The sequence below is a fragment of the Desertimonas flava genome (genome assembly GCF_003426815.1).
Taxonomy (GTDB): Bacteria; Actinomycetota; Acidimicrobiia; order Acidimicrobiales; family Ilumatobacteraceae; genus Desertimonas; species Desertimonas flava.
On record NZ_QKYK01000010.1, the window covers coordinates 88,484 to 114,394 of the forward strand.

Below are 25,911 nucleotides of genomic sequence, written 5' to 3' on the forward strand. Positions count from 1 at the left end.
TGGCACCATTCGTGACGCGCGTCTACGTCGTCGTGCCCTCGGCGATCTGGAGTGTCTTCAGGTCGCTGTGGAAGTCGAGGGCGTAGTCACCGCCCTCGCGGCCGATGCCCGACAGACCGATTCCTCCGAACGGTGCGGTGAGATCGCGGACGAGGAACGTGTTCACCCACACCACGCCGGCGCGCAGCGCCCGGCCCACGCGCTCGGCCCGCTCGGTCGAGCCCGTGTAGACGATGGCCGACAGGCCGTAGGCGGTCGAGTTGGCCATGGCGATCGCCTCGTCCTCGTCGGCGAACGTCTGCAGTGTGAGCACCGGACCGAACACCTCACGTTGGACCACTTCGCTGTCGTTGCCGGCCGGCTCGATGAGCGTCGGCTCCACGTGGAGGGTGTCGCCCACCCGGTGGCTGCCGAAGACGACCTCGTCCCCGGCGGCGACGGCCCGTTCGACGAAGCCGAGCACACGCTCGACGTGGTCGGGGTGGATCATCGGTGCGATGGTCGTGGCGGCATCCCGGCTGTCGCCGAGCACGTGGCGGTCGACGGCGGCCCGGAACCGGGCGACGAACTCGTCGCGCACCGACGCCTCGACCAAGAGGCGCGTGCCTGCCAGGCACACCTGGCCGGAGTCGTCGTACATCACGGCCGCCTTGGCCGCCGCGGCGTCGAGGTCGGCGTCGGCGAAGACGACCAGCGGACCCTTGCCGCCGAGCTCGGCGGTGAACGGGACGATGTTGTCGGCCGCGGCGCGGCCGATGTGCCGCGCCGTCTCGGGCGATCCGGTGAAGCTGATGCGACGCACCCGCGGGTCGCTGACGAGCGCCGCACCGACCTCCTCGCCGATGCCCTGCACGAGGTTGAACACGCCGGGCGGGAACCCCGCTTCGACCGTGAGATCGGCGAGCAGCGAGCACGACAACGGCGACCACTCGGCCGGCTTGAGGACGACCGTGTTGCCGGCGGCCAGGGCCGGGGCAACCTTCCACGTGGACAGCATGAACGGCGCGTTCCACGGCGTGATGATCACCGCCGGGCCGGCGGGCATCCGCTGCACCGTGTTCGCCGTGCCCTTGGAGGACCACCGCCGCTCCTCGTGCGCCGCCGCCAGGTCGGCATAGGTGCGGAAGTTGATCGCTCCGCGCGCCACGAGGCGCAGTCGCATCGACTCGAGCAGCATCCCCATGTCGACGGTCTCGACGGCCGCGATGTGGTCGGTGTGGGCGTCGATCAGGTCGGCGAGACGATGCAGGCACGCCCCCCGCTCGGCGACGCCGGCCGCCGCCCACGCCGGGAAGGCGGCGACGGCGGCGTCGACTGCGGTGGTGGCGGTCGACGCGTCGCCGCGGGCGACGTCGGCCAGCTTCCACGACCAATCGAGCGGCGAGCGGTCCTCGAACGTGGTCGGCGACGACACACGGGCGCCGCCGATCAGGTGATCCGGCGAGACGGCGACACCCTCGACGAGAACCCGTCGGTCACTCACCCTCGGTCCCCTCGTTCGCCGGCATCGCGCTCGACGGCGCCCGGCTCGAGCGCACTCTCGTAGTGCTGAGCTCCGGGGCCCCGTGGTGCCCGCTTGCCGCGGTGCTCCCAGTCCCCCCCGAGCGCCGTGGAACGCACCTCCTCGGACTCGGTGGGCTGCGCCCCGACATCGGTACGGACGGGCGTCGGGCCGGCGACGATCCGATTGGTCAGCGCGCCGAGCCCTTCCACCTCGACGGTGACCACGTCGCCCGGCTCGACCGGTCTCGAATTGGCCGGCGTGCCCGAGAGCAGGATGTCGCCCGGCACCAGGGTGATCAAGCGGGCGATGTCGGCGACGAGGTAGTGCATGTCCCACTCCATCTCGTCGGTGTTGCCGTCCTGACGCACCTCACCGTTCACGAGGGTGCGCAGCCGCTTGCCGCGGAAGTCCCAGTCGGTCACCAGACCGGGCCCGACGGGGCAGAGGGTGTCGGCGCCCTTCACGCGAAGCATCGAGCCGGCGTCGGTGTCACGGAAGTCGTGGAGCCCGTAGTCGTTGGCCACGGCGTAGCCGGCGATGTGGTCAGCGGCCTCGCCCGGGGCGATGTTGCGGCAGGTGCGCCCGATGACGATGGCGATCTCACCCTCGAAGTTGAGCCAGTGGCACCGATCGGGACGCACGACGTCGGCGCCGTGGGCGTTGAGCGCCGTGATCGGCTTGTGGAAGTAGGTCGGCGCGGGCGGAAGCTTGGTGATGAACTCCTGCACGCGGCTCGAGTAGTTGAGGTGGACGCAGATGATCTTCGTCGGCTCCACGGGAGGCAGATGCACGGCGTCAGCGGCCGCGACCGTCCGGCCGTCGCCGGCGACCAGCTCATCGCCGACGAGGCGGACACGGGTGGCATATCCGTCGAGGAGAATTCGTCGATATTCGGTCATTGTCATGTCCTCTTGGTGGTCTGCATGGTGATCAGCACGTGTCCGACGCTCGTCGGGAATGTGGGAGAATGGAGACGATGGCGAATCGGCGAATCCGCACCATGTGGAGCGACCTCAATGGTCTCACTCACGGACGCTACGTCCCGGCCGGGCGCATCGACCACCCCACGCATCACGCCGTCACCACGTTGGCCATGAGCACCGCCGGCGAGATCCTGCCGATCGCCGGCTACGCCGCCGACGTCGGGTTCGCCGACCTCACCGCCACGCCGGTGCTCGACTCCCGGCGGCCGGGTTGGGAGCCCGACACCGATGTCGTGGTCTGCGAGCTGTCGTTCGGCCACGCCCCGCTGCCGATCTGCCCGCGAGCGGCCCTGGCCCGTGCCGTCGACGGCTGGCGAGCCCTCGGCTACGAGCCACAACTGGGCTTCGAGCTCGAGTTCTACGTGATGGCGCCCGATGGCGAGGGCGGGTGGCGTCCTGCGGCCGGCGAGGGCCATCGCGTGTACGGCGTCGGACTCGGCGGGGATCCCACCGGCCTCGCCCTCGAGTACTTCGACCGCGCCGAGGCGATGGAGCTCGGGCTGGAGGGCGTGCTCACCGAGTTCTCCCCCGGCCAGATGGAGCTCAACCTCGAGTACGGCCCGGCGCTCGAATCGGCCGATCGCACCGTCATCGCCAAGGAGATGGTGCGCGAGCTCGCCGCCACGCGCGGCTACCAGGCCACGTTCCTCGGCCGCCCCGACGCCGGCGGCGCGGGGTCGGGCCTGCACATCAACCTGTCCCTGTCCACCGCCCACGCCGCGGGCGGACCCGGAGCCAACGCGCTCTTCGACCCGGCCGATCCCGACGGCCTGTCCATGCTGGCCCGCCGGTGCATCGCCGGCCTCGTCGACCACCACGAGGCGGTGTCGGCCTTGAGCGCCCCGCTCGTCAACAGCTACAAGCGCCTGATGCCGGGCCTCATCGCCGGCTACTGGGCGAACTGGGGTCTCGACAACCGCATCAGCACGTATCGCATCCCGCAGGAGCGAGCCGAGGCGACGCGCATCGAGAGCCGTGTCCCGTGCGGCACGGCGAGCCCGTACCTGGCGGCGGCGGCGATGCTCGACGCCGCCCGGCTCGGCGTGCTCGCCGAACTGGACTGCGGAGCACCGCAGGTGGGTGACGCCGACGCCGAACCCAACACCGATCGCCACACGCCGCACTCGCTCGGAGAGGCGCTCACCGCCCTCGAGGCCGACACCGACCTCGTCGACGCCGTGGGCACCGACGTGACGGCGGCCTACGTCACCCTGCGCCGCCACGACCTCGCCCGGTGGGAGGCCGCCGGCGAGCCATGGGACCCCACGACGATCTCGGCCTGGGAGCTCGACACTTACCTGCCGTACTACTGACGCGGTGCCTGCGACCATCGTTCGTCACCCCTCGGCGCCGAGGTAGGCGGCCGCCACCGCGGGATCGGCACGCACGGCGTCCGGAGTGCCCTCGGCGAGGACGCGCCCCTCGGCGAGCACGACGACGTGGTCGCTGATGCGCGTGATGAACGCCAGGTCGTGGTCGATCACCAGCACACCGGCGCCGACACCGCGGGCGGTCGCCCGCACCTGGTCGACCATCGCCAGGCTCTCCTCGTCGCTCATCCCCGAGGTCGGTTCGTCGAGCAGGAGGTAGTCGGGCGCCATCGCCGCCGCCCTGGCGAGCTCGAGCCGGCGTTGGTTTCCGTAGTCGAGTGTGTGGGCCGGTCGGTCGGCGACGTCGGCCAGTCCGGCATCGGCCAGCAGAGCGTCGACGTCCGGACCGGGTCGGTGGCTCCGGTAGGTGGCCGCAGCGACCGCGGCCAGCTCGACGTTCTCTCGGACGGGCAGGTTGGCGAAAAGCCGGAGGTTCTGGAAGGTGCGGGCCAGACCGGCGCGGGCGATGCGATGGGGCGGTTCGGCGGTCAGGTCGCGATCGCCGAGCCTCACGCGTCCCGACTGCTCGGGCACGATTCCCGTCACGACGTTGAACAGCGTGGTCTTGCCGGCGCCGTTGGGACCGATCAGTCCGACGACCTCGCCCGGACCGATCCGGAAGCCGGCGCCGTCGAGCGCGAGAAACCCGCCGAAGCGGACGACGACGTCGTCCGCCGACAGCGGGCCGACCGGGGTTGGCGCTTCGGCCGGCGCGATCGCAGCGGCCGGCACCGGCCCGTCCCGCCCGCGCCACCACCTGGCCATCGTCGCCGCCAGGTCGGCGTCGCCGAGGAGCCCGCCGGGGCGCAGCAACATCACGGCGAGAAGCACGACGCCGAGGAACAGGTCGGGCAGGCGGGCGATCTCGTGGCGGTCACCGAACTGCCTCGCCGCTTCGTTACCGACCGTGATGACCACCGTGCCGACGAACGCACCGGACACGGTGCGCATGCCCCCGGCCACGAGCATGGCGAGCAGGAGCACGCCGACGTCGAGCGTGTACTGCTTGGGGTTCGTCGATCCGACGGCCTGGACACGAAGGGCGCCGGCGACCGCGACAACGGCGATGCTCGCCACCCACGACATCCATCGTGTCCAGAACAACGAGATGCCGATGGCCGGCGCGGCGATCTCGTCCTCGCGTCCGGCCACGGCGAAGCGGCCCGTCCGGCTCGTGCGGAACAGGTGGGCAACGGCCAGCGCGCCGGCGGCGACGACCCACAACGGGGTGTTGGTCGCCAACCGCGGCACGCTGGCCAAGCCGCCCGCGCCCCTGGTGAGCTCCTGCCAGCTCTTCACCACCTGGTCGACGACGAACAGCACGGCGAGCGAGATCATCGTCGCGGCCAGTCCGCCGGCCCGGGCGATGGCCGTCCCGACCACCCCGCCGACGAGGACGGCGACCACCACGCCCACGGTCGTCGCCCACACGGGGCCGAGCTCGACGCCTCCGAGGTCGAAGGGGATGTCGGGGAGGGACGTCGCCTTGGTCGCCGCCGGGATCAGCGTCAGCGCCGTCCCGTAGGCGGCGATCTGGGTGAACGCCAGGTGGCCGAAGGACAAGATGCCCGTGTTGCCGATGAAGATCTGCAGCCCCAGCACGAGCACGAGGTTGATGAGGAGCTCCTGGACGAGCAGGTCGCGGGCGGCCCCACCGGTGGACGTGTAGATCCAGCAACCGGCGACCAACGCGGCGAACAGCACGGCGGTGGCGCCGACGCCGTCGCGCAGGCGGCCGAGCAGCGGGCGCAGCCCCGTCACACGCGCTCCGCCGAACGAACGGTGAACAGGCCCTGCGGCCGCAGCACGAAGAGGGCGGCGATGAGGACGAACACGAAGGCGTCGGTGAGCCGCTCCATCACGCCCTCGGGGAGGTAACCCCGGAGGAAGACCTCGGCGAGCCCGAGGGCGACACCGCCCACGATCGCCCCCGTGAAGCTCCCCAGGCCGCCGAGGATGGCCGCCACGACGGCCTTGATCAGCCAGTCCGAACCGAGCGTCGGTTCGGCGCTGGGACTGCGCATGAGGATCAGGACACCGGCGACCCCGGCCAGCGCGCCGGCGAAGGCGAAGGCGCCGACGATGACACGATTCGCCCGCACCCCCATCAGCCGTGCGGCGTCGAAGTCCTCGCTCGCGCCGCGCACGGCGATGCCGAACATCGTGCGCCGGAACACGAACGCCGTGACGGCGAGGACCACGACGGTGACGAGGATGGTGACGAGGTCCATCACCTCGAGCCGGATGCCCCCGATCTCGATCGTCTCGAAGGCCCAGCCGGGCCCCGAGAACGACTGCTTCTTCGGTGAGACGAGCACCTGCCACAGCGCCTGCGACAGGCGCTCGAGGGCGAACGACGTGAGGAGCATCGTGAACGGGCCGGCCTTGCGAACCCAGCGAAACGCCACCCGCTCGGTGACGACGGACGCCACCACGGCGGCGGCGATCATCGCCGGCGCCATCAGCCACCAGGCGACGCCGCGTGTCGACAGCGCGTAGCCGACGTAGGCCGCCACCGTGATCAGCTCGGCGTGGGCGAAGTTGACGAGGTGCATCACGCCGAAGATCAGCGAGATTCCGAGGGCGAGCAGGGCGTAGGTGCTGCCGCGGCCGATCCCGTCGACGAGGGTCTGCACGAACACGTTCACGACGGAGGCGCCACCGACACGTCGCCGTCGCCGATGAACGCGCCGAACAGGTCGTCGCGAGCGCCGAGGGCCGCACCGGTGTCGGACGCCGTGACGCGTCCGGTCCTGAGCACATAGCCGCGATCGGCGAGGGCCAGGGCTCGTCGGGCGTTCTGCTCGACGACGAGGATCGTGTGGCCCTGGGCGTGGAGGTCGGCGAGGACCTCGAAGACGACGTCGATCATCACCGGCGCCAACCCGAGCGTCGGCTCGTCGAGCGCGAGCACCCGCGGCCGGCTCATCAACGCCCGGGCGACAGCCAGTTGCTGGGCCTCGCCACCGGACAAGTACCCGGCCGCCGTGTCCCACTTGCGGGCCAACACCTCGAACCGCTGGCGCGCCTCGTCGAGTCGCCGCCGGCGCTCGGCCGTGCCGACGGTGATTCCCGCGAGGGCCAGGTTCTCGGCCACCGTGAGATCGCGGAAGATCCGGCGGTGCTCGGGGACGAGAGCGAAGCCCGCCCGCACCAGCGTTGCCGGCTCGGCACCGGTGACGTCGACCCCGCCGAGCACGACCCGTCCGACCGCAGGTTTGAGCAGACCGGCGATCGTGTTCAGCAGCGTCGTCTTGCCGGCCCCGTTGGGGCCGACGACGGCCACCAACTCGCCTTCGGCGACGTCGACACTGACGCCGCGGAGGGCGACGACCGCGCCGTAGCGCGTCGTGACGTCGTCGACCCGCAGCAAGGCGGCTCAGCTGCCGGGGATGAATGCCGGCCGCAACGCGGTGGTGAGCGCCGGCGCCCCATCGCTGATCGTGAGGATGGCCACGTCCTTCTCCGGCACGCCGTTGGTGCCGGCGTAGGTGACGGTGCCGGTGGTGACCTCGAGGTCGGCGATCGACGCGATCGTCTCGATGAGGGCTGTGCCCTCGACCGAGCACGCCGTCTCCGCGGCGTGGGCGAACACCTTGACGGCGTCGGACGCCAGGGCGCCGAAGCTCACCGTCTCGATCTCGACTCCGGCGTCGGCCGCCGCGTCGAGGAATGCCTGCACCCCGTTGTCGTCGCTGGGGAACGTGTGGGCCGTGAACGAGACGCCCTCGGCGACCTCTCCTGCGCTCCACACGACCGTGGCGTCGAAGCTGTCGGCGCCGATCACCTGGAGGTCATCGAGTCCTGCGGCGCGGATCTGCTCGAGCAGGGCGCCGGCGCCGGGCATGATCATCGCCGTGTAGAGCACCTCGGGCAGCGGGTCCATCGACGCCAGCTCGTTGACCTGTGACGAGAAGTCCTCGTCGGCGATGCCGAACGTGAAGTCTCGGAGCACCTCGCCGCCCTGCTCGCCGAACGACTCGGCGAAGGCGGCAGTCGTGTTGGTGAAGTACGGATCGTCGGGCGACGAGAACGTGACGGCGGTGGTCGCACCCTCGCCCACGGCGAACTCGGCGGCGGCAGCAGCCTGCACGGGATCGCTGAAGCTCATCAGGAACGCGCCGCGATCGGGCTGGGCGAGTTGCAGGTCGGTGGATGCGTTGGAGATGATCGGGACCTGACCGTCGACCGTGTCGATCAGCGGCACGCCGTTGTAGGCGAACGGCGGTGCGATGATCGCGTTGACGCCGTCGTCGAGCATCTCCTGGGCGGCCCGTTGCGCACCCGACGGATCCTCGGGCAACTCCTTGACGATGTACTCGACAGGCAGGCCGCCCACCCCGCCGGCCTCGTTGAGCAGGTCGACCTGAACGCCGGCGGCCTCCGAACCGGGCTGGTCGGCGAACCCGCCGAAGTCGCTGAAGTCGGCGGCGTAGCCGATGCGCAGCGGCTCGGTCAGTATGCAGTCCGAGGCGGCTGCGCTCGCGGCCGGCTCTGACGCGTCGGGCGGCGCCGTCGTGGCCCTGGCGGCGCCGGCGGTCCCCAACGCGACGACCGCAGCTCCGGCCACGGCCACCCGTCGTGCCCTGATGGTTCCCGTTCGCCTCATCACTCCCCCTTACTCATGACGGCGTTTCCGCCGTGTGCTCATGACGGCGCTTCCGCCGTGTGCTCATGACGGCCTCATCCGCCGACTGTACTGCACGATCGTACGGGTCCGAACGATCTCACGCCAGGGCGAACCGCACCGGCAGGTGCTTGATCCCGGCGATGAAGTTCGACCGGAGGCGCGGGGCGGGCCCGACGATCTCGGCCCCGGCCAATCGGGGCAGCAGTTCCTCGAACAGCACCTTGATCTCCATCCGGGCGAGCTGGGCACCGAGGCAGAGGTGGGGACTCTGCATCCCGAACGCGACCTGGGGGTTCGGCGTGCGGTGGATGTCGAACACGTAGGGATCGCCGAACACCTCGGCGTCGTAGTTGGCCGAGACGAACCAGATCAACACCTTGTCGCCCGCCCGGACCTGACGCTCTCCGATGGTCGTGTCGGACATGGCCGTGCGGCGGAAGTGCATCGTCACCGACCCCCACCGCAGCACCTCTTCCACCGCCGACGCCACCACTTCGCCGCGACCGGCGACAACGGCAGCGCGCAACTCGTCGAGCACGGCCGGGCGCTCGATCAGCGCTTTCATCCCGGCCGCCATCGTGTACCGGGTCGTGTCGTTGCCGGCCGCCACGAGCAGCGTGAAGAAGTTGTTGAACTCGTGCTCGCTGAGCGTCTCGCCGTCCACCTTGGGACGAAGCAGGTCGCTGATGACGTCGTCGGTGGGGTGCTCGCGGCGGCGCGCCGCCTGCTCCTGGGCGTAGCGGAACAGTTCGATCCCGGCCGGGCTGCGGAACGGGAGCAACCGGAACTCGTCGGTGTCGACGAGCCCGACAGGATGCGAGGTGTACTCGGGATCGGTGTTGCCGAGGAGGGCGTCGCCCTTCTCCACCAGCCACGGCCCGTCGGCGTCGTCCACGCCGAGCATCGTGCCGAGCATGCGCATCGGCAGCTGGCGGGCGATGTCGTCGACGAAGTCGAGCTCGGCGCTCGCTCCTCGGCCCGCCAGGGCATCGTCGAGCACCGCCCGGGCCAGCACGCGGATCGCCTGTTCGTAGGCCATCACCTCGCGCCGGCTGAAGGGCTTGGACACGAGTCGCCGGTACGCCGTGTGCTCGGGCGGGTCGAGCTCCATCATCGTGCGCCGGGCCGCCGTCTCGTCGTCCGACATCTCCTCGAGGCGGATGCCCTTGGCACTGGAGAACGTGGCGACGTCGCGGCTCACCCGGAGGAGGTCGTGGTGGCGGGTGACTGCCCAGAAGCCCGAGCCGCCGGCATGGTCCTCGGCCCACCAGCTCACCGGATCGTCGCGCCGGAGCCGGGCGAACGTGGCGTGGGGAACGCCCGCGACATAGGTGTCGGGGTCGGCGATGTCGGCATCGGAGGGACCGAGATCGAGCTCGGCGTCGACCGCCGGGGACGGACCGCTCACCGCGCTCCCCCGTCGACGCGGTTGTGCCGCTCCAGCGTCGTCCCCCCGTTCCAGCTGACGCCGACCTCACGCCAGTAGCCGCCGATCATCTCGAGCGGAGCCAGCCGGGTGAGCTCCTCCACCGGGGACTCGTACAGCTGGATCGTCGCGTCACCCGAGTAGCACGGTCCGGCCTCGGCGTCGTAGCCCCGCATCGTCACCAGCTCGTCGAGCGAGTCGGCACCGCCCTCGATCGCCGGGAACACCCGGTGGTGGATCATCGGGTGGCCGTTGACGAAGCCGGCGGTCTCGCTCTGCCCGGTGATCGTGAACGTCGCCTCAATGAGGCGACGGCCGTAGGCCGAACAGGTCGCCCCGAAGCGACCGCCCGGCTCGAGTCGGGGCCCGGCCCGCCCCACGTTGACGGGACGGGTGACGTACAGCTCGCCGAGCTTCTTCGGGTACCCCTGGTGGTGTCCGCGGACCATCGCGTAGTCGCGATCCACCCAGATGTACACGCACCGGCTGAACGTCTCGCCGCGGTACTGGCACCGCACGACGACGAACGTCTCGAGGTACTGGGCCCGCACGGGGTCGAGCAGCTCCTCGAAGGTGTCGCTGCAGCTCTGCCAGTCGGCCCAGATGACCGCCACGGCGCCCGGGTCCTCGTCGGCGAGGGTGAGCGGCGAGGGGAGCAGCTCGGCCACCGCGGCCGGATCGGTTCGGTACTCGACCGTGAGCATCTGGCCCGAGTAGTGCCACGGCGGCGGGGGAACGAGCGACGCCCTCCCCGTCGCCGTGCGCGGGAACATGAACCCCCGGGTCCCGGTCACGGGCGGCCCCTGGTCGGTCGCAGGTCGATCAACAGCCCCTCCTGCCGGACGAATCGTTTGGGTACGAACGATCCTTCCCGACGGAGGGGACGTTGTCAATGTCGGGTCACTCGAACAGACCGGCGATGCCGTCCGCGACATAGCTCGCCGCGTCGGAGACCTCGTCGTAGGCCGACTCGGCGACATCGGCGACCTCGTCGTACGCCGACTCGGCGACATCGGCCACCCCATCGGCCACGTAACCGGCGGCGTCGGCGACGTTGTTCGCCAGCCCGACCGTCATCTCCACCACCCCTTCGCCGGCTTCCCAGACCGTCTCGCCGGCCATCTCGACGATCTCACCACCGGCGTGAACGACGGCCCCGGCCGTGTCGAAGGCCGTCCCGGCGAGGCCTGCGATGTCCTTGCCCGCCTCGAAGACGGCATCGGCGGCCCCGCCGACGTCACCGTCCAGCAGGCTGCCGCCGGCGTCCCAGAGCTTGCCGGCGGCGCCACCGACGGCCTCGGTGACTCCGCCGGTCAACTCCATGGCGGCCTCCCCGAACCCGGCGCCGATCTCGGCGATGCCTTCGGTCACCTCGCCGACGATGCCGAAGAACGCCTCGCCGGTCTCGCTGGCGAGACCGGTGCCGAAGTCCTCCGACCCGAAGGCCTTGCCGATGCTCTCCTCCAGCGTGTCTCCGAGGCCCTCGCCGAAATCTCCGACAGGGTCGGCGAGATCGGAGATGTGCTTGCCGACGGCTTCGACCGCCTCGGCCGGGCCGGCGTTCCTCATCGCCTGCTCGAACTTCTCCTGCGCCTCGCGGATCTGCCGCTCGACGTTCCGGATGTTCTCGGCCTGCTCTTCCGACAGGCCTGAGGTGTCGCTCACTGATTGCTCCTTTGTCGTCCTCCCGACCGAGTGCCGGGACTTCCATCCGCCGTTGCGTCGATGGTGAGCGACGGAGGACGACTGCGCACCGGGAGATCTCCCGGATCGGTCCCCGGGTCCGGGCCGCGACGACCGAGCCGCCGCTAGCCTGTCGGTCCAGCCGCCCTCCGGAGCGGCGATCGCGGGTGTAGCTCAACGGTAGAGCTCCAGACTTCCAATCTGGTGACGCGGGTTCGACTCCCGTCACCCGCTCCAGGTGCCCCGAGCCCTCAGGAGAGTCGCTGTCGCTACTGGCGGGCGGTGAGCGACGGACGGGAGTCCTCACCCGGGCGCAGCGCCGGCTGGAAGAGCTCGCCGAGAAGGAGGCTGGCGGCGCCGCGTGCCCACGCCTCGTCGTCCCACGGCTCGACCACCAGCTCGAGGTCGTCGGCGATGCCGTCGAACGCGGCCGCCTCCATCGCCTCCCGCATCGCCGCCAGCTGGAAGGGGCAGCCGCGGGTCCCCTCGCCGGCGAGGACGACGACCCGAGGGTTGAGCACGTTGAGCAGGTTCCCGATCGCCGTTCCGAGCAGGCGTCCGGCGTCGGCATAGGCGCGCAGCGCGTCGTCGTCGCCGCTCGCGGCGAGAGCCAGCACCTTGGTGATCGTCAGCTTGGTGCCCTTGGCCGCGGACACCGCGGCGGCGATCGCCGGTTCGCTGGCGAGCGCTTCCAGGCACCCCCGGCTCCCACACGGACAGGCGGGCCCATCGGCCATCACCTTGATGTGGCCGAACTCGCCGGCCCCGCCGTGGGCGCCCCGGTACAGGCGACCGTCGAGGACGAGCCCGAGGCCGATCCCCCGCCCGACGCTCACCGTCACGAAGTCGGCGATGCCGCGCCCGGCGCCGAACCACTGCTCGGCGGCGACCAGCGCGTTGACGTCGTTGTCGACGACCACGGGCCGGCCGAGCCGCTCGCTCAGCAACGACGCCAGCGGCACCGACTCCCAGTCGGAGTACGTCGCATGCCGCACCTCGCCCCGATCGCGGTCGATGACGCCGGCGAGGCCGACACCCGCCCCGTGTATCGGCCGGCCGTCCGCTGACGGCGTGAGCGCGTCCGCGCATTGACCGATGGCGTCGACGACCGCGTCGATGTCGCGCCGCTTCAACGACAGATCGTGGCGGGCCACGACGTTGGCATCGAGGTCGGTGAGGACGGCGACCACCTGGCGCTCGGTGATCTTCGCCCCGATGGCGTAGCCGGCCGCGGCGTTCAGCGACAGGAGCACCGGTCGCCGACCGAGGGCCGAGGACGCGGTGGCCGACGACCCGGGCGCCGTCGCGTCGGACTCTCGTTCGACGAGCAGTCCGGCGTCGACGAGCTCGGCGGTGATGCCCGACACCGTCGGGAGTCCGAGCCCGGTCTGTTTGGCGATCTCGGTCCGCGACACCGCTCGCCGCATGCGGACCGCGTTGAGCACGATCGCCTGATTGATCTCGCGGATCAACTGCTTGCTGCCGGTGCGGATGGACTGCATCACGCCGGCCTCAGCCCGTCGGGAAGGGCGGCGAACAGCGGAACCCACGCGTCGGCCCGCTCGGCCGGGACGTACGCGGCGATCTCGTCCCACGGCACGTCGCGCGAGATCACCTGACCGCCCGCGACCCGCTCCCCGGACCACACGTCCACCCAGTCGCCGGCCGGAAGCGCCACGTGGACCGCGGTGGCCCCCTCGTGACACGCCGGCGCGACCAAGAGGTCGCGGCCCAGGACGTACTGATAGGGCTGGCTCCACAGGGCGTCGTCACCGGGGAACTCGATGAACGGGGCCCGCATCATGGGGAGGCCGGTGGCCACCGAGTCGTCGGCCGCGGCACGGAGCTGCGGCCGGAGGCGCTGGCGCAGCACGGCGAACCGTCGGTACAGGGTGAGGGCGCGCTCGTCGCCGTGCTGCTCGGCCACGTTCCACGGCGTGCGATCGCGTCGACGCGGGCGCTCGCCCGGGTCGGTCGGATCGGCGAGGCCCGATGCATCGCCGCCGACAGGTACATCACCGGCATCGAACTCGCTGTGGTACTGCATGATCGGGCAGAGGGCCGCCATCGCCGCGGCCCGTACGTACAGCTCGACCGACGGCAGCGGGCCGGAGAACCCGGCGAGGTCCCAGCCCCAGAACGAAACCCCGCTCACGCCGGCCGTCAGCCCGGCGGTGATCGACGCCCGGAAGGCTTCCCACGTGGAGTTCTCGTCGCCCGCCCAGTGACATGGCGCCCGCCCGGCACCGGTGAACCCGGCCCGGCTGAACGTCACCCCGGGCCGGCCCGTCGACTCGAGGAGCGACGTGTACGCCTCGGCGTAGCGGAGCGCGAAGAGGTTGTTGGCGACGTCGCCGCGGCTGCCGTCGGCGTAGCGCAGGTCGTCGCCCCACGCGTGCTCGCCGCCATCGGTCTTGAAGCCGTCGATCCCGACCTCGTCGAGCAGGTACCGGCGTTTGGCGAGCCACCATTCGGTCGCCTCGGGGTTGGTCCAATCGGGCAGCAGCCCCCCGGGGAACCACCAGCCCCGGTTGCGGTACGGCGTGCCGTCACCCTCGGCGACGCAGTAGCCGCGTTCGATCATCGTCGCCGCGTCGGCAGCCACCTGCGAGGTCTCGCGGTGCTGCGGCTCGCCGACGTGCTCGCGGTCGGCCGGCACGATCGGGATCTGCCAGAGCAGTACCCGGACGTCGAGGTCGTGCAGCGCCTTGACCATCCCGACCGGATCGGGCCATGCCCCGTCGGCCGGATGCTCGATGTCGGCGAGCGTCAACGGCGCACCGTCGGGGCGGACCTCGTAGCGGGCGTCGCGGAACACGGTGAACGTCGACTCGTCGCTCCACGCTTCGATGACCACGGCGCCGACCGGCACGCCGAGCTCGACGCTGCGCTGGACCTCCTCGACGACACGCGCCTGCGTGTTCCAGTTGTTGGCGCTCATCCACGGCCCGAACACCCAGTCGGGCGGGCGGCGCAGTCCGCCGACCTCGGCGACGTGCGCGCCGATCACCTCGGCCGGCGTCCCGAGGTGGGTCCGGACTCGGACGACCGGGTCGGCGGGATCGACGGCGAGCTCCACCGCCAGCCGGTCGCGGTCGGTCGACCCGACGTCGAAGGCGACGCGACGGGACGTCATCACGTGCAGTGCGGTGCACGGTCCCGCCGCGGCACCCGCGGAGGGTTCCGACGACGGCACGATCACGAAGAACGGCGATGGCAGGTAGGTGCGGTTGCCCTGGTTCTTGTACTGCTCGAAGACCGTCGTGTCGAGTTCCCGGCCGCGCTGATCGAGGGCGTCGAATCGTTCGCCGAAGCCCACCACCCGATCGCCGGCATCCAGCCGGAGGGCGAACCGAGCCCGTACCGGCCCGTCGTCGGTGACGAGCCACTCGACCGAATCGGCGAGCAGGCGCTCGTCGGCGCCGTCGATCCGGCCGCCCTCACGACGCCACACGCCGACTGGTGCATCGAACCACTCCCCCGGCGTGCCGTCGGCGACGAACCGGTAGCGCACCGCCCCGCCGGCGGGCGAGGTGAGCTCGGCGCGCCAGATCGCGGCAGCGCCGACGGCGGGCCGGGCTCCGCTCGCCGCCGCCAGGTGGCCGTCCGTGACGCCGTCATCCGTGACGCCGTCATCCGTGCCGCCACCGTCCGTGCCGCCGTACAGGTCGTCGACCGTCGCCGGCGTCATCTCCACCGACGATCCGCCGTCGACCTCGGCCACGACCCTGGCCACCGTCGGCGGTGCGAGGACGCGCAGCTCGAACCGCTCGCCCCCGACCAGCTGCACCGGATGCCGCTGGTCGGGGTCGATCCGGTAGGGATGCCCGCTGCCGTGAGGAACGTGTCGGACTCGGGACATCACGGGTTCGATGATTCGGGCGGCACGACCACCGCGCCTCGGCGATCCACCTGGCGGCAGTGCCTCATGACAGGGAGTTGACCTCGTCGGCCGCGTCGTCGAGCGCCTCCTGCGGGTCGACACCGTCGCTGACGATGCGCTCGAGGGCTTGCGTGACGATGTCCTGCATCTCCTGCTGGCGTTCGATCACCGGTGGCAGGGCGACGTTGTCGAGAGCGTCGAAGACGGCCTGCCGGTTGGCGGGCGGCGTGATCTCGAGGTAGCTGGCGAACGCCTCCTCGTCGTCGACGGCGGGCAGTTCCCAGCTCGACGCGAGACGGGTCTCGACGGTGATCTCGGAGCCGGCGAGGAAGGCGACCCACGCCGCCGCCTCGGCGGGGTGATCGGTGCCCTCGGACACCACGGCGCCGTTCATGAACACGGCACTGGCGTCTGTGACGCTGCCCGGCTCGACGACGATGTCGTAGTTGACGCCCGACTCGTTGAGGCCGGTGAACTGCCAGATGCCGTTGTGCCACATCGCCAGCTTGCCGCTCTTGAAGAGGGCGGTGTCGAAGTCGGGCGTGCCGCCGATGTCGGCGAGCGTCGGCATCGTCGACCCCGGCTTGCTGGTCAGCCACTCGGCCGCAGCGACGCCTTCGGCGCTGTTGAACGCCGCCTGTCCCTCGTCGTCGAAGAACGTCCCGCCGGCCTGGGCCAGGGCCTTGTAGAACTCGTGGAAGCTCACCGGCTGGAAGTCGCCGTACACGCCGGCGTCGGCATCGGTCAGGGCCTCGGCGGCGGCCTGCTCGTCCTCCCAGGTCCAGTCGGCGGTCGGGTAGTCGAGGCCGGCGGCGTCGAAGAGGTCCTTGTTGTAGATCAGGACGACGTCGGAGAAGGTGATCGGCAACCCGTACTGCACGCCGTCGTCGGTGAAGCCCTCCAGCGCGAGCGGGTAGTAGCGCGCCGGGTCGGCGATGTACTCGCCGATGTCGAGGAGCGCACCGCTACGTGCGTACGTCACGAAGTTCTCGTAGTTGAGCTCGAAGGTGTCGGGCGCGCTGCCCCCGGCGATCTGGGTCTGCAGGCTGGTGAAGTAGTCGGCATACGCCGCGGTCTGCACCTCGATCTCGATGCCCGGGTTCTCGCTCTCGAACGCGGCGATGATCGCGTCGAGATCCTCGAGGTGATCGGGTGCCGCCGAGAACGTGAAGTAGCTGAGCGTCACGGTGTCGCCGGACGCCTCGACGCCCGTCGCGACGAGCCCGCCGGCGGCGAGGGCCGCCGCTGCTGCGGCCGAGACGATTCGGGTGGTTCTGGTCATGATTTCCCCTTGGTTGAGTGTGTGATCGTGGACGGTGGTGGACGGTTGGGACGGCGGTGGTGGACGGTGGACGGTGGACGGTGGACGGTCGTGGCCGGGAGCGTCAGCCCTTGAGGCCGGCGAAGGCCACGCTGCGGATCACCCAGCGCTGTGTGACGAGGTAGAAGGCGAGGATCGGCACGATCGTCATCACCGACCCCGCCATGACGACGTTCCAGTCGGTGGAGAAGCGCCCGTTGAGCCGGGACAGGCCGACGGGGAGGGTGACGTGGCGGTCGGAGGCCTGGGTGATGACGAGCGGCCAGATGAACGAGTTCCAGGTCGACATGAAGGCGAACACGGCGAACGTGGCGAGGGCCGGTCCGATCAGCGGCAGCAGCACCCGGGCGAACACGCGGAAGTGGCCGGCGCCGTCGATGAACGCGGCCTCGTCCAGTTCCCGGGGAAGGGCGCTGAACGCCTGCCGCAGGAGGAAGACTCCGAAGCTCGACACGATCGTCGGCAGGATGAGGGCGGCGAAGGAGTCGACGAGCTGCAGGTTCCGCATCTCGATGAAGAGCGGGACGATGATCACCTGGAGCGGGATCATCATCGTGGCGAGATAGATGCCGAACAGCAGGCTCCGGCCGCGGAACTCGATGCGGGCGAAGGCGTAGGCGGCCGTCGACGCGACGATCAGTTGCAGCGCCGTCGAGATGACGGCGACGAGGACGCTGTTGCGAGCGAAGCGCCAGAACGGGAACGAGTCGACGACGCGGCGATAGTTCTCGCCGGTCACCGGATCGGGGATGATCGTCGGAGGGAGGCGGCCGATGTCGGCGTCGGTCTTCAGCGACGCCAGCACCATCCACACGAACGGCCCGATCAGCGCCGCCGCGCACACGATCATCACCGCGTAGCGGGCGGCGAGCTGCAGGCGCGAGCCCCCCTCACGTCGCATAGTGGACCCAGCGCTTCTGGAGCCGGAGTTGCACGGCCGTGACGGCGAGGATGATCACGAACAGCACGACGCTCTGGGCCGAGGCGTAGCCGGCGCGGCCGTAGGTGAACGTGTTCTTGACGATCTGCTCGACGACCACGGTCGACGCACCGGCGGGACCGCCCTCGGTCATCACCCAGACCTGGTCGAAGACCTGGAAACCGTTGATCAGGCTGATGACGGCGACGAAGAACAGCGACGGCGTCAACAGCGGGATCGTGACGCGCCACAAGCGCTGCCACGGACCGGCGCCGTCCAACGTCGCCGCCTCGTGGAGCGAGATCGGGATGCTCTGCAGCCCGGCGAGGAGGATGACCATCACGAACCCGAGGTCCTTCCACGCCGACGCGAGGATGACCGACGGCATGGCCCATCGCTTGTCGGTCCACCAGCCCGGCCCGTCGATGCCGACCTTGTCCAGTGCCCAGTTGACGAGGCCGTCGTTGGGGTTGAGCAGCCAGCGCCAGAGGAGGGCGACGACCACCCAGCTGGTGACCACCGGGAGGAAGTACATGGCCCGGAACAGGGCGACGCCGCGCAGCCGCTGGTTCACGAGGAGGGCGAGTCCCAGCCCACCGACGGTGACGAGCGGGAGGTATCCGACCAGGTAGTACACCGTGTTCGCCAGCGCCCGCCGGAAGTCCTCGTCGGACCACAGCTCGCGGTAGTTGTCGAGCCCGATGAACTCGGCGTCTCGGATGAGGTTCCACTCCTGGAGGCTCGTCCAGACGGTGCCGATCATCGGCCCCAGCGAGAAGGCCAGCAGGCACACGAGGCTGGGGCCGAGGAAGGTCGCGACGACGGCGGCCTTGCGCCATCCCCTCATCCCGACCATGACCCCTCCTGAGCGCCGCCTTTACTTTATTCAGTGACGAAACTTAAGCGCACGACCGGCCATCGTCAACCCCTTCGCCGACCACCGGAGCGGTCCGACCGGCCAGTCGTGCCGTCGAAGGTCGACTATCGGGCTGAGGTGCGGCGGGTGCCGGGTCCGAAGACGGGAGGCGTCGGAGCGGTGTAGGTGCGTCCGGTGGGGGTGGTGATGGTGAGCATCGGCGCGTTCGGACGATCGCGGTCGGGGTGCTTGGTGACGGTCCAGCCGGGGAGTTCTTTGATCTGGTTGTAGGACTGGCAGGCGAGTTGGCCGTTGGCGACGGCGGAGTCGTGGCTGTGGCGGTAGGGGTCGACGTGGTCGAGATCCAAGTCGTGGTCACGGTCGCAGACCGGCATCCGGCAGATGTTCGCGTCGCGGGCGCGAATCCAGCGGGCGACGTGAGGATGGAACCGTCGCCGGTGCTGATCGACCGCTGAGACGGTGTCGTCGGCGGGGTCGGTGAACACCCGCCGTAGCCACACGGCCACACCGGTGCCGGACGTGGTGTTGGTGTCGGCGGTGTCGGGCTGGTGGGCGATGGTGTCGAGGAGCTCGCGGGCCCAGGTGGCCGGGATCGGTCCGTAACCGGGGATGACCCCGGGTGCGGTGTCGTTGCCGAGAAGCGACTCTGCGGGGATCGTGATGTTGAACTCGATGTTCACACCGGGACGGGTGCGTCGCCCTGACAGCAGGTCGACGAACAGATCGGCACGCAAGTGGTCCAGCGGCCGTTCGTCACCGTTGGAGCGGGCGTCGCGCGCGGCGCGGTCCAAGGTGCCGTAGGCGGCGACGCCGTCACGCATCGGCACTAGACCTGAGATGCGGACCATCCCGTCGGCGACCGGTCGCATCGACACGCCGCGTTGTTCGGCGGCGCGGGTGTGGCGCTCGAGGAACCCGGCCTCGTCGAGGCCGATGGCCAGATACCGGGCGGCGGCTTCGGCCTTGCCGACACCCAAGCCGACGAGTTGCCGCGACAGTTCGGTGTCGACGCGATGGGCCAACTCGTCATTCAGGTGTTGGCACTCGCGCGCCACCACTGCAGCGACGCGTTCGGACACGTCACCGACGCGTAGCAGCCGCCCGAGGATCGGGAACCGGACGTCGAGTTGGCGGGCCAGCCGCATGTCGGCTGCGGCGTGTTGCGGCGAGACCCGTCGAGCGAGGCCCAACTCGTCGGACACGCCGCGCCCGACCCACCGGGCCGAGACTCCCTGGTCGCGATGCTCGTCGATCGTCGCGTCGGCGAACGCCACCGACACCTCCGCCCGCAACCCTGCCGCCGCGTTGATGATCCGTTCCAGCAGCGTCACCTGACCGATCTGGCCGTCGGTGGCCGACGCCGGCCCCATCGCAACGATCACATCCAGCACATCGGACAACCGATCGACCAGCACCCGATCGCACGCCGGCAACGGCGACCGCCACGGTCCGGGCGGACCGGGTGGTGCGGGTGGCTCCGGCTGGAGTGGTGGGGCCGCGGCGTACGCGGCGCCAGCGGTCGGCAAGTCGGTCGAGTGCCACATCGGGCCCTCCTCTGGATCTGCTCGGGATCTGCTCGGGTTGCTGCAGGGCGACACGTGTCGCCAATTCCCTCAGGACACGGTCCGACTCAGTGTCCGATCGTGGACCGCTGTTGCGATTCAGGATCGAGGCCGAGCTCCACGGCTGGCACCACATTCGACTCCGTCGAGATCACTCACCATACTATACGAAGGAGGTTCGAAGATCCAGCCGCACGGCGAAGATCACGAAAAATCTGGATCGACGTGTTCCAGACCTCAGACCTTCATCATCAATACTCAGACACTCGCGCGGTCGACCAATGGAAAATCAGTAACGACCACACCGCTCGGTGCGGCCGATCATGCCGTGGCACGGCGACGGCAACCCAGGAACACCCAGGTTCCAGCCGACGTCGACGAATGGGCGGTGAAAGGATCGGGCGCCGTGGTGACTCCTACGGTGGTGTGATCGCAGCGACGTCACCGGACGGGGGCCCCGACGAGCCAGCACAGCCCGATGACGTCGCCGACGTGTCCGCCATCATCGTGGCGGCCGTCGTCACCGTTCGCCGGGCGCTCGTGGCACGCAACGGGCTGGTCGACGGATGCGACGCCGCCTCCGAGGCCATCGCGTGGGCCTGGGAGCATCAGCGGAAACTGGCCGAGATGAGCAACCCGGTCGGCTACCTGTACCGCGTCGGGCAGTCGTCGCTGCGCCGCCGCTTTCGCCACGATCGACTCCGCGTCGACGTGATGCCCGAGGTGCATGATGCACGTCGATCTGGAGGCTCGGCTCTCCCGAGCCGCGCCGGCGCTGGACGCAGCGATCGAGGCTCAGCTCGCGCAGCGGTCGGGCATCTCGGCTCCCCGACACACGGTGTCTCGCGGCTGGCGCCCGCTGGCCGCTGCCGCCGCGGTGGTTGTCATCACGGGAGCTGCCGCCGCGATCGCCAGAACTCGTTCGCCCGACGAGATCAACACGGTCGAGCCGGCGGCGCCCGGAGCGGCCGTCGAGGCGACGACGACCAGCACCACCACCACGCAGGCTCCGAGCGTTCTGTCGGACCCGATCGGCATCGGCACCTCCGGGCCTGCCGTCGAGGAGTTGCAGCGGCGCCTCACCGCCCTCGGGTTCGTGCCGGGACCCATCGACGGCGAGTTCGGCGTCACGACACAGCAGGCGGTGTGGGCCTTCGAGAAACTCGTCCTCGCCACTCCAGCGGCGGAGGCCACGGGTGTCGTGACCGACGAGATGTGGCAGCGCATGCAGGCCCCGATCGAGGTTCGACCACGGCGGGCCTTCGCCGACGGGGCGTCGGCCACCCGGAGCCACACCGAGATCTACCTGGCCGAGCAGGTGGTCGTGTTCTTCGTCGACGACGAACCGGCGCTGATCAGCCACATCTCCACCGGGTCGGGTGAGGAGTACCGCGAGGTTGCGACGATCGACCCCGGCGAGCGCCGAAACGAGTCGGGTACCGAGCCGATCGAGCTCGGCCTGATCGGCACTGCCGTCACCCCGGGCGGGGTGTTCGAATACTCACGGCTGCTCACCGGCATGCGACAGACGCCGCTCGGCGAGATGTACGACCCGGCGTATTTCAACGAAACCATCGCCATCCACGGGGCGAGCGACGTACCGCTGCACCCGGTGTCCCACGGCGGCGTCCGGGTCCCGCTGTACATCGGTGAGCGCTTCCACGAGTTCGTGGCGACGGGCGACCAGGTCTTCGTGTTCGACGGAGTCGCCGAGCCCGAGGACTACGGCGCGCAACCGCCCGTGCCGGACCGCATCGACCCCGCGTGGTCGCCGCCGGACTGACTCGCCCACGTTCTTGTACTGATTCCTTGTCGCCGGTGACCAAGGATCAGTACAGGAACTCTCGGGTCAGGCGCGCATGAGGCGGGCGATGGCGGCGGTGGCCTCGTCGAGCTTCTCGCGGGCCTCGTCACCACCCTCCTGCACGGCATCGGCGACGCAGTGGCCGATGTGGTCGTGCACCAGGCCGAGCGACACCTGCTGCAACGCCTTGGTGACCGCCAGCACCTGATCGAGGATGTCGATGCAGTAGCGATCGTCCTCCACCATCTTGGCGATGCCGCGCACCTGGCCCTCGACTCGGGCCAGGCGTTTGGCGATGTCGTCTTTGTGCATCGTGTAACCAGGCATCGGTCACCCCTTCTTGACGGTAGCTACAGGAGATCCTCCACGATCCGACCACGTCGAGTCGAAGCGTCGCAGACGGAGGCTGTTGGTCACGACGAAGACGCTCGAGAACGCCATCGCGGCGCCGGCGAGCATCGGATTGAGCAGCCCGGCGGCGGCGATCGGGATCGCCGCCACGTTGTAGGCGAACGCCCAGAACAGGTTGCCCTTGATGACGGCCAGCGTGTGCCGCGATAGGCGGATGGCGTCGGCCGCCGACCGCAGGTCGCCGCGGACCAGCGTGAGATCGCTCGCCTCGATCGCCACGTCGGTGCCGGTGCCCATCGCCAGGCCGAGATCCGCCTGGGCCAGCGCGGCGGCATCGTTGACACCGTCGCCGACCATCGCCACGACCTTGCCCTCCGACTGCAGGCGCTGGACGACCGCCACCTTGTCGGCGGGCAACACGTCGGCCACGACGTCGTCTGCGTCGATGCCCACCTGGGCGGCGACGGCGCGGGCCGCCCGCTCGTTGTCGCCGGTGAGCAGCACCGGCCGCAAGCCGAGCTCGCGGAAGGCGCTGATGGCCTCGGCGGAGGTGTCCTTCACGGTGTCGGCGACGACGAGCATGCCGCGCACCTCGCCGTCCCAGCCGGCGAACACCGGCGTGCGGCCGGCGGAGCGGGCCTCGTCGGCCGCGAGCTTCAGCGAGCCGCCGGTGGAAGCCGTCAGCACATCGCCGAGGTGCAGCGCCGAGTCGGCGAGGAACGTCTCGCGCCCCACGGAGACGGCGTGACCCTCGACGAGACCTTCGACGCCGAGCCCGTCGCGGGACGAGAACGACTCGACCGGGGCGAGAGTCAACCCTCGCTCCCCCACTCCGGCGGCGATCGCCTGGGCGATCGGGTGCTCGGAAGCGTGTTCGACGGAACCGGCCAGGCGCAGCAGTTCGTCGGCGTCGACACCGTCGACCGGCACGACGTCCACCAACGCCATCTTCCCGGAGGTCACCGTGCCGGTCTTGTCGAGCACGATCGTGTCGATCCTCCGGGTCGACTCGAGCACCTCCGGGCCCTTGATCAGGATCCCGAGCTGTGCCCCGCGGCCGGTGCCGACCATGAGCGCCGTCGGCGTGGCGAGCCCGAGGGCGCACGGGCAGGCGATGATGAGCACGGCGACGGCGGCGGTGAATGCCGTGGTCGCCGATCCGGTGGACGCCGCGGTGAGCCAGAAGCCCAGCGTGGCGACGGCCAGGACGATCACGGCCGGGACGAAGAACGCCGAGATCCGATCCGCGAGCCGTTGGACCTGGGCCTTGCCCGTCTGGGCGTCCTCGACCAGGCGGGCGATCTGGGCCAGCGCCGTGTCGGCGCCGACCCGCGTGGCGCGGACCACGAGGCGTCCGCCGGCGTTGACGGAGGCGCCGACGACGGGGTCGTCGGGACCGACCTCCACAGGGACCGGCTCGCCCGTCAGCAGCGACGTGTCGACGGCGGACGTGCCGTCGACCACCACACCGTCGGTCGCCACCTTCTCGCCCGGACGCACGACGAAGAGATCCCCGACGGCGAGCTGGTCGATCGGGATGCGCGTCTCCGAGCCGTCACGGACGACGGCGACGTCCTTGGCGCCCAGCTCGAGCAGCGCCTGGAGCGCGGCACCGGAGCGTCGCTTGGCCCGCTGCTCGGCGTACCGGCCGGCGAGGATGAACACGATGACGCCGGCGGCGACCTCGAGGTAGATCTGGCTCGATCCCATGCCCCGCTCGGGCCGGAACGAGAACCCATGACGCATCGACGGGTCGCCGGCGTCGCCGATGAACAGCGCGTACAGCGACCAGCCGAACGCGGCGAGCGTGCCGACCGAGATCAGGGTGTCCATGGTGGCCGTGCCGTGACGCACGTTGGCCCACGTCGCCTTGTGGAACGGCCAGCCGCCCCACACCACGACCGGCGCGGCGAGGGTGAGCGACAGCCACTGCCACGAGTCGAACTGCAGCGCGGGGATCATCGCCAGGGCGACGACGGGGACCGCCAGGACGAACGAGATGAGCAGCCGGCGGCGCAGGACGTCGATCGGCTCCTCGGCGTGATGGCCGTCGTGGGCCCCTGCGTGGTCACCGTCGAGGCCCGAGGCGTCGGGGTGACGACTCCCGGGCGGCTCGTGGACGCTGGCCGAGTAGCCGGCCGCTTCCACCTGCTTCACCAGGTCGTCGGTCGACACCTCGGCGTCGGCGGCCACGGAGACCTTGGCCTTCTCGGTGGCGTAGTTGACCGTGGCGCTGACGCCGTCCAGCTTGTTCAGGCGCTTCTCGATGCGCGCCGCGCACGAGGCGCACGTCATGCCGACGATGTCGAGGCTGACATCGGTCGCGGCGGCTTCGGCGGCCTGCGGGTGGGCGTGGGTGTCAGTGGTCATCGTGGACCTGTCCCGTGGTCGCCGTCCCGTCGGACGGAGCGGTGCCTCCGTTGCCGACGTCCACGGTGAAGGCGGCGGTGTGGACCTCGCCGTCGACCGAGAAGTCGAGGAACAGCCGGTAGGTGCCGGCGGTTGGGAACGCCGCGGCGAAGCCGATCGACGGTGCTTCGACGTCGTCGAGCGGATGCACGTGGAGGTAGCCGAGATCGCCGGCGCGCAGCACGACGAGGTGGCCGGCGGCCCCGAGGTACGGATCGGTGACGACGTCGTCGCCGTCACGGCTGACCTCGAACGTGAGCGTCGACTCGCCGGCAGAGATCGCCTCGGCACCTGACAGGGCGACGTCGAAGCCGTCGACCGTTGTGGTCGATGCGACGGCGGGTAGCTCGGACACGGCCGTGTCCCCGGCGACGGCGAGGTCGGTGGCCAACGTCAGCGCGTCGGCGCCGGTCGCGCGGAAGTCGGCGTACACCCGGTACGAGCCGGCCGGGAGCTCCGGCAGATCGATCGACCAGGTGCCGTCCGCGGCCAGATCGGGGTGAACGTGGTGGAACTCGACGAGATCTCGGGAGGCCACGATGAGATGCAGCCGGCGCTCGTGGACGACGTCGAACTCCGTGACCGCCTCACCATCGGGACCTTCGATGGTGAAGGCGTACTCCGTCGGGTGCTCGGCGTGCTCGGCGTCGATCGTGTCGACGGCCGGGACCAGGCGGTACCCGGCGGCGGCGACGCTGAGACCCGACAATCCGGGCCCGGCGTCACCGACCGATGGCGTCACCGGCGATCCGGCGGGGGCCTCGTCGTCGTGCTCGACGTGGCCGTCGTCGTCGCGACTGGTGTCGATGGGACCGACCGCGGCGCCGACGGCGGCGGCCGCGCCGAAGGCGATCGCCGTTCCGGCGGCGAAGGCGGCGAGCTTGGTGAGCGGTCTCACTTCACCAACTCGTAACCCGCCTCGTCGACGGCCGCCGCGACGGCGGCCCGATCGACTGGCGATTCGGACTCGACGGTGACGGTGCCCGCGGCGAGGTCGACATCGACCTTGCTCACACCGGCCACCTTGGCGACCTCCTCGGACACGGCGTTGACGCAGTGCTGGCAGGTCATCCCGGTGACGGTGAACGATTCGACGGTCATGGCGGTGGTCTCCTTCGAGCGATCGGACATCAGATACCCCATGGGGGTACATGCCCAACCCTACATACCCCCAAGGGGTACCACAACC

Annotated in this window: 21 protein-coding genes and 1 tRNA gene; 3 read left to right on the forward strand and 19 right to left on the reverse strand. The window is 70.4% G+C overall.

Going from position 1 to position 25,911, the window contains the following annotated elements:
* Positions 1–22: 22 nt before the first annotated feature.
* Entirely contained in the window at positions 23–1,483 is a 1,461-nt protein-coding gene (locus DN771_RS13655) for an aldehyde dehydrogenase family protein (RefSeq protein ID WP_116998095.1), read from the reverse strand.
* Positions 1,480–2,403: a fumarylacetoacetate hydrolase family protein gene (locus DN771_RS13660; protein WP_116998096.1), complete on the reverse strand. Its 924-nt coding sequence runs from the start codon at positions 2,401–2,403 to the stop codon at positions 1,480–1,482. Before DN771_RS13660 ends, DN771_RS13655 begins: the two co-directional genes overlap by 4 nt.
* Before the next feature lie 77 nt (positions 2,404–2,480).
* Between DN771_RS13660 and DN771_RS13665 the strand changes: the two genes are divergently transcribed.
* Positions 2,481–3,800, forward strand: a complete 1,320-nt coding sequence (locus tag DN771_RS13665; protein ID WP_162941924.1) for a type I glutamate--ammonia ligase — start codon at positions 2,481–2,483, stop codon at positions 3,798–3,800.
* A 24-nt stretch (positions 3,801–3,824) separates the two neighbouring features.
* Here DN771_RS13665 and DN771_RS13670 read toward each other — a convergent pair whose 3' ends face one another.
* From DN771_RS13670 to DN771_RS13700, 7 genes are all read right to left on the reverse strand, one after another.
* Positions 3,825–5,618, reverse strand: a complete 1,794-nt coding sequence (locus DN771_RS13670; protein ID WP_116998098.1) for a branched-chain amino acid ABC transporter ATP-binding protein/permease — start codon at positions 5,616–5,618, stop codon at positions 3,825–3,827.
* A complete protein-coding gene (locus DN771_RS13675) occupies positions 5,615–6,505 on the reverse strand; it encodes a branched-chain amino acid ABC transporter permease (RefSeq protein WP_116998099.1) in 891 nt (296 codons plus the stop codon). Before DN771_RS13675 ends, DN771_RS13670 begins: the two co-directional genes overlap by 4 nt.
* Entirely contained in the window at positions 6,502–7,230 is a 729-nt protein-coding gene (locus tag DN771_RS13680) for an ABC transporter ATP-binding protein (protein ID WP_116998100.1), read from the reverse strand. Before DN771_RS13680 ends, DN771_RS13675 begins: the two co-directional genes overlap by 4 nt.
* A 6-nt stretch (positions 7,231–7,236) precedes the next feature.
* Entirely contained in the window at positions 7,237–8,466 is a 1,230-nt protein-coding gene (locus tag DN771_RS13685; protein WP_116998101.1) for an ABC transporter substrate-binding protein, read from the reverse strand.
* A 118-nt stretch (positions 8,467–8,584) separates the two neighbouring features.
* Positions 8,585–9,895: a cytochrome P450 gene (locus DN771_RS13690; protein WP_116998102.1), complete on the reverse strand. Its 1,311-nt coding sequence runs from the start codon at positions 9,893–9,895 to the stop codon at positions 8,585–8,587.
* Positions 9,892–10,707: an acetoacetate decarboxylase family protein gene (locus DN771_RS13695; RefSeq protein ID WP_116998103.1), complete on the reverse strand. Its 816-nt coding sequence runs from the start codon at positions 10,705–10,707 to the stop codon at positions 9,892–9,894. Before DN771_RS13695 ends, DN771_RS13690 begins: the two co-directional genes overlap by 4 nt.
* 106 nt (positions 10,708–10,813) lie before the next feature.
* Entirely contained in the window at positions 10,814–11,578 is a 765-nt protein-coding gene (locus tag DN771_RS13700) for a hypothetical protein (protein ID WP_116998104.1), read from the reverse strand.
* A gap of 181 nt (positions 11,579–11,759) precedes the next feature.
* On the opposite strand from DN771_RS13700, the gene DN771_RS13705 reads away from it, so the two are divergent.
* Positions 11,760–11,833: transfer RNA gene (locus DN771_RS13705), tRNA-Gly, on the forward strand.
* A gap of 32 nt (positions 11,834–11,865) precedes the next feature.
* Here the strand turns inward: DN771_RS13705 and DN771_RS13710 are convergent.
* From DN771_RS13710 to DN771_RS13735, 6 genes are all read right to left on the reverse strand, one after another.
* Positions 11,866–13,098 carry an ROK family transcriptional regulator gene (locus tag DN771_RS13710; protein ID WP_116998105.1) on the reverse strand — a complete coding sequence of 411 codons (1,233 nt, stop codon included), beginning with the start codon at positions 13,096–13,098 and terminating at the stop codon, positions 11,866–11,868.
* On the reverse strand, positions 13,098–15,458 hold the full coding sequence (locus tag DN771_RS13715) for a glycoside hydrolase family 31 protein (RefSeq protein ID WP_116998106.1): 2,361 nt from the start codon (positions 15,456–15,458) through the stop codon (positions 13,098–13,100). The genes DN771_RS13710 and DN771_RS13715 overlap by 1 nt, the downstream gene beginning before the upstream one ends.
* A 64-nt stretch (positions 15,459–15,522) precedes the next feature.
* Positions 15,523–16,761 (reverse strand): ABC transporter substrate-binding protein, encoded by a 1,239-nt coding sequence (locus DN771_RS13720; protein ID WP_116998107.1) that lies wholly within the window; start codon positions 16,759–16,761, stop codon positions 15,523–15,525.
* 103 nt (positions 16,762–16,864) lie between these two features.
* The gene (locus tag DN771_RS13725) at positions 16,865–17,701 is read right to left on the reverse strand and encodes a carbohydrate ABC transporter permease (protein ID WP_116998108.1); all 837 of its coding nucleotides are present in this window, start codon (positions 17,699–17,701) and stop codon (positions 16,865–16,867) included.
* Positions 17,691–18,575: a carbohydrate ABC transporter permease gene (locus tag DN771_RS13730; RefSeq protein WP_116998109.1), complete on the reverse strand. Its 885-nt coding sequence runs from the start codon at positions 18,573–18,575 to the stop codon at positions 17,691–17,693. Before DN771_RS13730 ends, DN771_RS13725 begins: the two co-directional genes overlap by 11 nt.
* A gap of 125 nt (positions 18,576–18,700) precedes the next feature.
* Positions 18,701–20,140 carry a DUF222 domain-containing protein gene (locus DN771_RS13735; RefSeq protein WP_116998110.1) on the reverse strand — a complete coding sequence of 480 codons (1,440 nt, stop codon included), beginning with the start codon at positions 20,138–20,140 and terminating at the stop codon, positions 18,701–18,703.
* Positions 20,141–20,888: 748 nt separating this feature from the next.
* On the opposite strand from DN771_RS13735, the gene DN771_RS13745 reads away from it, so the two are divergent.
* Positions 20,889–21,941, forward strand: a complete 1,053-nt coding sequence (locus DN771_RS13745) for a L,D-transpeptidase family protein (protein ID WP_162941925.1) — start codon at positions 20,889–20,891, stop codon at positions 21,939–21,941.
* Between the two features lie 66 nt (positions 21,942–22,007).
* On the opposite strand, the gene DN771_RS13750 is transcribed toward DN771_RS13745, so the two are convergent.
* From DN771_RS13750 to DN771_RS13765, 4 genes are read right to left on the reverse strand one after another with little or no spacing between them, the layout of a single operon-like run.
* A complete protein-coding gene (locus DN771_RS13750; protein WP_116998113.1) occupies positions 22,008–22,289 on the reverse strand; it encodes a metal-sensitive transcriptional regulator in 282 nt (93 codons plus the stop codon).
* Positions 22,290–22,292: 3 nt separating this feature from the next.
* Positions 22,293–24,683: a heavy metal translocating P-type ATPase gene (locus DN771_RS13755; protein WP_116998114.1), complete on the reverse strand. Its 2,391-nt coding sequence runs from the start codon at positions 24,681–24,683 to the stop codon at positions 22,293–22,295.
* Positions 24,673–25,620: a hypothetical protein gene (locus DN771_RS13760; RefSeq protein WP_116998115.1), complete on the reverse strand. Its 948-nt coding sequence runs from the start codon at positions 25,618–25,620 to the stop codon at positions 24,673–24,675. Before DN771_RS13760 ends, DN771_RS13755 begins: the two co-directional genes overlap by 11 nt.
* Complete coding sequence (locus DN771_RS13765; RefSeq protein ID WP_116998174.1) at positions 25,617–25,823, reverse strand: heavy-metal-associated domain-containing protein; 207 nt, start codon at positions 25,821–25,823, stop codon at positions 25,617–25,619. Before DN771_RS13765 ends, DN771_RS13760 begins: the two co-directional genes overlap by 4 nt.
* Between the last annotated feature and the right edge of the window lie 88 nt (positions 25,824–25,911).

Coding starts and splice junctions, on each gene's coding strand:
- DN771_RS13765 (WP_116998174.1), bottom strand. CDS start 25,823: ATGACCGTCGAATCGTTCACCGTCACCGGGATGACCTGCCAGCACTGC.
- DN771_RS13755 (WP_116998114.1), bottom strand. CDS start 24,683: ATGACCACTGACACCCACGCCCACCCGCAGGCCGCCGAAGCCGCCGCG.
- DN771_RS13665 (WP_162941924.1), top strand. CDS start 2,481: ATGGCGAATCGGCGAATCCGCACCATGTGGAGCGACCTCAATGGTCTC.
- DN771_RS13720 (WP_116998107.1), bottom strand. CDS start 16,761: ATGACCAGAACCACCCGAATCGTCTCGGCCGCAGCAGCGGCGGCCCTC.
- DN771_RS13750 (WP_116998113.1), bottom strand. CDS start 22,289: ATGCCTGGTTACACGATGCACAAAGACGACATCGCCAAACGCCTGGCC.
- DN771_RS13730 (WP_116998109.1), bottom strand. CDS start 18,575: ATGGTCGGGATGAGGGGATGGCGCAAGGCCGCCGTCGTCGCGACCTTC.
- DN771_RS13660 (WP_116998096.1), bottom strand. CDS start 2,403: ATGACCGAATATCGACGAATTCTCCTCGACGGATATGCCACCCGTGTC.
- DN771_RS13685 (WP_116998101.1), bottom strand. CDS start 8,466: ATGAGGCGAACGGGAACCATCAGGGCACGACGGGTGGCCGTGGCCGGA.
- DN771_RS13710 (WP_116998105.1), bottom strand. CDS start 13,098: ATGCAGTCCATCCGCACCGGCAGCAAGCAGTTGATCCGCGAGATCAAT.
- DN771_RS13745 (WP_162941925.1), top strand. CDS start 20,889: ATGCACGTCGATCTGGAGGCTCGGCTCTCCCGAGCCGCGCCGGCGCTG.
- DN771_RS13735 (WP_116998110.1), bottom strand. CDS start 20,140: ATGTGGCACTCGACCGACTTGCCGACCGCTGGCGCCGCGTACGCCGCG.
- DN771_RS13725 (WP_116998108.1), bottom strand. CDS start 17,701: ATGCGACGTGAGGGGGGCTCGCGCCTGCAGCTCGCCGCCCGCTACGCG.
- DN771_RS13715 (WP_116998106.1), bottom strand. CDS start 15,458: ATGTCCCGAGTCCGACACGTTCCTCACGGCAGCGGGCATCCCTACCGG.